Annotated in this window: 5 protein-coding genes; 2 read left to right on the top strand and 3 right to left on the bottom strand. The window is 40.8% G+C overall.

Going from position 1 to position 3,413, the window contains the following annotated elements; genetic code table 11:
• On the top strand, positions 1-245 hold a 245-nt coding region (locus tag E1163_RS30295; RefSeq protein WP_185155915.1), incomplete at its 5' end, for a hypothetical protein.
• A gap of 11 nt (positions 246-256) precedes the next feature.
• On the opposite strand, the gene E1163_RS01600 is transcribed toward E1163_RS30295, so the two are convergent.
• From E1163_RS01600 to E1163_RS01590, 3 genes are read right to left on the bottom strand one after another with little or no spacing between them, the layout of a single operon-like run.
• Positions 257-832 (bottom strand): hypothetical protein, encoded by a 576-nt coding sequence (locus E1163_RS01600; RefSeq protein WP_155168783.1) that lies wholly within the window; start codon positions 830-832, stop codon positions 257-259.
• A gap of 13 nt (positions 833-845) precedes the next feature.
• Positions 846-2,114: a hypothetical protein gene (locus E1163_RS01595; RefSeq protein ID WP_155168781.1), complete on the bottom strand. Its 1,269-nt coding sequence runs from the start codon at positions 2,112-2,114 to the stop codon at positions 846-848.
• Positions 2,115-2,116: 2 nt separating this feature from the next.
• On the bottom strand, positions 2,117-2,698 hold the full coding sequence (locus E1163_RS01590) for a YceI family protein (RefSeq protein WP_155168779.1): 582 nt from the start codon (positions 2,696-2,698) through the stop codon (positions 2,117-2,119).
• A gap of 351 nt (positions 2,699-3,049) precedes the next feature.
• Between E1163_RS01590 and E1163_RS01585 the strand changes: the two genes are divergently transcribed.
• The coding region (locus E1163_RS01585) for an outer membrane beta-barrel protein (RefSeq protein ID WP_155168777.1) at positions 3,050-3,413 on the top strand (364 nt) is incomplete at its 3' end.

Below are 3,413 nucleotides of genomic sequence, written 5' to 3'. Positions count from 1 at the left end.
GTTTTCTGGCCATTGAAGAGATCAGGGATTGGGAAGGGATTGATGATAGCAGAGCTCTGGTATTGATCAGGGAAATGCTGAGCGACCCGAGTAATGACCCGGTTATCTTTCGCAATTCCGTAGCTCTGGAGAGGAGGTTTAATAAACCTGAAGGGAAAATTATCCATCTGATTTTTGAAGAGGATATGACCGACCCGGAGCAATTACTATCTGAGATAAAGAAGAATACTACGATCCTGACGTAAACTTGAGGCTTCTAGTCAGATGAGCAAGGACTTTTTTGATTACTGTGGTTGAGTACCAAAGATACTGAAATGTTCATCTTATCACTTGTAGTCACCAGTCCTCCCAGTTTTTGAGGAGGGCTTAGCTTAAACTCAGAAGCATAAAAAACAAAGTCAGCGGTAAGTACCTGCCTGTCATTCACAAAGCTCTGGCAGAATTCCACATCATCGAGGGTTTTGTATTTGCCCACTAATGACAACTTGATACAGCCGCTCAAGAGGCCTTTTCCTTTTTCTTCCAGGCTTTGCACCTGTACGGTTACTCTAGGGTATTCATCAGCCTTAAGTGTAGAACGAAAATCCCTGTTTAAAAGGAAATTACCACATTTGAAAGCTTCTACGGGAATGGTAAAGCTGTAAGGAGAGGAAGGAAGGTTGTCAAAAAATAAAGTGTCATTTACTCCTGATACCTCATAATCGCAACTGAACCCACCTAAAGAAGTATCACCGTTGATGGTGATACTTCTTTTCTGAATAACCAAACATGATTCGGTTTTTGCAGGTTCTGTCAGTGATATCAGGAGTAATATGACACTTAGAATGTTCATTGTTTATTTAATCTTAGAAGCTTATGGCAGCTTCGATCATCACACCGTTAAATTCACCACCTTGATATTTGGTACCATTCCAGCCGTCACCTTCATACTTTTGAGATACATACTCAAGTTTGGTCACGATATTTTTGGTGAGGAACCAGCCACCGCCAATGTTTAAACGATTTACTTCCATAGTTGGTGCCCCGTCAACCATCTCTCCGGATACTGTGTTGTATCTGCCTCCTACATAAAGTTGCTCCTGTCCGCCAAATCTGTAGATCACTTCACCGGCTACCTGGGTAAATGAGCCACTTCCCTGATCATCGCTGTTGCTGGCCACTTCGTAGATACCGAAGAACTCAAGACCTTTAAATTTTACGAAAGGGTTGATCTGAATCGCCGTTATTTGCTTAAAGCGAGGGTTAAACCTGCCTTCAAAATCATTGCCGTCGCCGTCGATAGTGGTCATTACATTGTAGTACCTGCTACCGCCACGGTCACCACCGTATAGATAAGTACCAGAGGTTTCACCTTTATTGATGTACCAAGATCCGGTCAGACGTAATCTCAGGTCGTCAGATACATTGTTATCATATCCTAATTTACCGAAGAAAGAAGCTTTGTTGTCAGTATTGTCATTTACCACTGTACTTTGGTTAAGCTTACCATTGGTCAAACCAATTACACCTATGAAACCGCTTTTCTGAATAGTTACTTCACCAAAAACCTCTGTAGAGAAGGCGTCCATAAGATAGTTGCCAACGAACGGGTTGTAAATAGCTCTCGCGTTATCTGTTCTTCTAAAGTGGGCATCACCATAGTTGAATTCGTCAAGACCGACACGGATAGTAGCTACTTCCATTAAACCTTCAAGAAAACCTGGTTTGATAAAATCAAGCTTGTCCACTTGCAGGTAACCACCTTTTACCCAAGATTCTTCGTGGTGCCTTGCAGACAGGTAAGTTCTTAAGTGCATTCTGACACCATCGTAAAGTTGTACGTCAAGGTCAAGGTTAGCAGTTGGTAAGTTGAAGTTGTCACCCAACTCTACCAGCGTGTCAGATGCAATGGAGTTTTCCTGGTCTATGCCTTGAAACTGGATGGCGAAGTCACCACCGATGCGTACTTTTACTCCTGTAAATTCAACGGTATCTGCTTTTGGAGATTCAAAAATATTGAGACCATCCTGACCTGCAGGTCTGAAGAATTGCAGGTTCCTGCCTTCCTGAGCGTAAGTTATAAAGCTCATGCCAATGAAAGCAATTGCTAAAAGATATTTGATTGACTTTTTCATGATTATTTAGTTTTGAATATAAGGTTAAAGTTTATGGTGATCTCGTTCCCGGTTTTGACAGTACCCAAAAGCGCAGTGGGAGGATCAATGTTAAAATCTGTTAATTTCAGGTCTTTGCTGCCTGTGAATTTTACTGTTGATGTAGTAGGGTAGGCCTTGGCCTGTACGCTGACCGTTCTGGATTCCCCAGCGATGGTAAATGTACCTACTGCATCTACCAGATAATGGTCGCTCTTTTTAGTTATGCTCTTAACTTGTTTCAGATTAAAGGTTATATCAGGATATTTCTTTGTTTTTAGTGCTTTATAAGCATTATCATCCATGCCGGACTTACCACTTTTCAGGGTCTCCGCTTTCAGGGTTACAGTTAAACTGGAAATGCTCTTGAGGGAGCTGTTCTCTACCTCTATACTGGCAGTCCCCTCTGCCGTCTCTGTTGGCATAGTCCAGTCGTGGAGTGTTGATGTTCCCGCTACTTCAAGTTTTTCTACATTGGCCAGCTTATAGTTTGCCTGACCATTTACTCCTATACTTATGATCAGCATAGGCATCAGGATATACAGATATTTATTGAGTGCTTTCATAACAGTTGTCGTTTTGATTCGCTTTAAATTCTGAAACAAAACTATATGCCAGGCGCCTGGTAAAACATGATGTAACTCAGGATAAAAGCTGTTTGTAATCAGCTTGTTAGAAATGTCTTAAAAAGAGATAATGGGGGTTTAAGCCTGCCGATGACGATTTAATAGCCGGGGATAGCTTTTGTACATCGAATAAAGCGGCATGTAGTGATTAGTGCTGTTTTATTTTGTGTTTTTTGAGGTTTATATATAACTTTTATTCTTTAGATGGATTCTTGTATTAAAAAGGTGAGTTTTTATGTGTTGGTTGTGAGTTAAAACATGTTTCTTTGTTTTTTTAACTAAAATGAAAACATGAAACACATTCTATTTTTGGCTGCTCTTGTAGCTTCACTCTCGTGCTATTCACAAACAAGAACCGGATTAAAAGGTGGGGTTAATATTGCTAATTTGAATTATTCTGACGGTAATGAATCCGTAAAAGGCGATCCTCTGACATCCTTTCATGTTGGTTTTGTATTTTTTCCGGAAGGTTCATCCTCTGTAGCGGTGCAACCTGAAATACTTTTCTCCATGCAAGGAAACAAGATTCCAAGCCCAATCGGCAATGTTGAAGAAAAGCTCGGTTATGTTAATGTTCCTATATTGATTAAGTATATTCCTGATCCGGCATTTTCTATATATGCGGGTCCCCAGTTAGGTTTGTTGGTGAGCAGCA

The sequence above is a fragment of the Fulvivirga kasyanovii genome, assembly GCF_009711405.1.
GTDB lineage: Bacteria > Bacteroidota > Bacteroidia > Cytophagales > Cyclobacteriaceae > Fulvivirga > Fulvivirga kasyanovii.
This window is presented reverse-complemented; position numbering and strand designations above follow the sequence as displayed.

What these genes read in the sequence shown, in the direction of transcription:
- E1163_RS01600 (WP_155168783.1), bottom strand. Translation starts at nt 832, where the DNA reads ATGAACATTCTAAGTGTCATATTACTCCTGATATCACTGACAGAACCT.
- E1163_RS01590 (WP_155168779.1), bottom strand. Translation starts at nt 2,698, where the DNA reads ATGAAAGCACTCAATAAATATCTGTATATCCTGATGCCTATGCTGATC.
- E1163_RS01595 (WP_155168781.1), bottom strand. Translation starts at nt 2,114, where the DNA reads ATGAAAAAGTCAATCAAATATCTTTTAGCAATTGCTTTCATTGGCATG.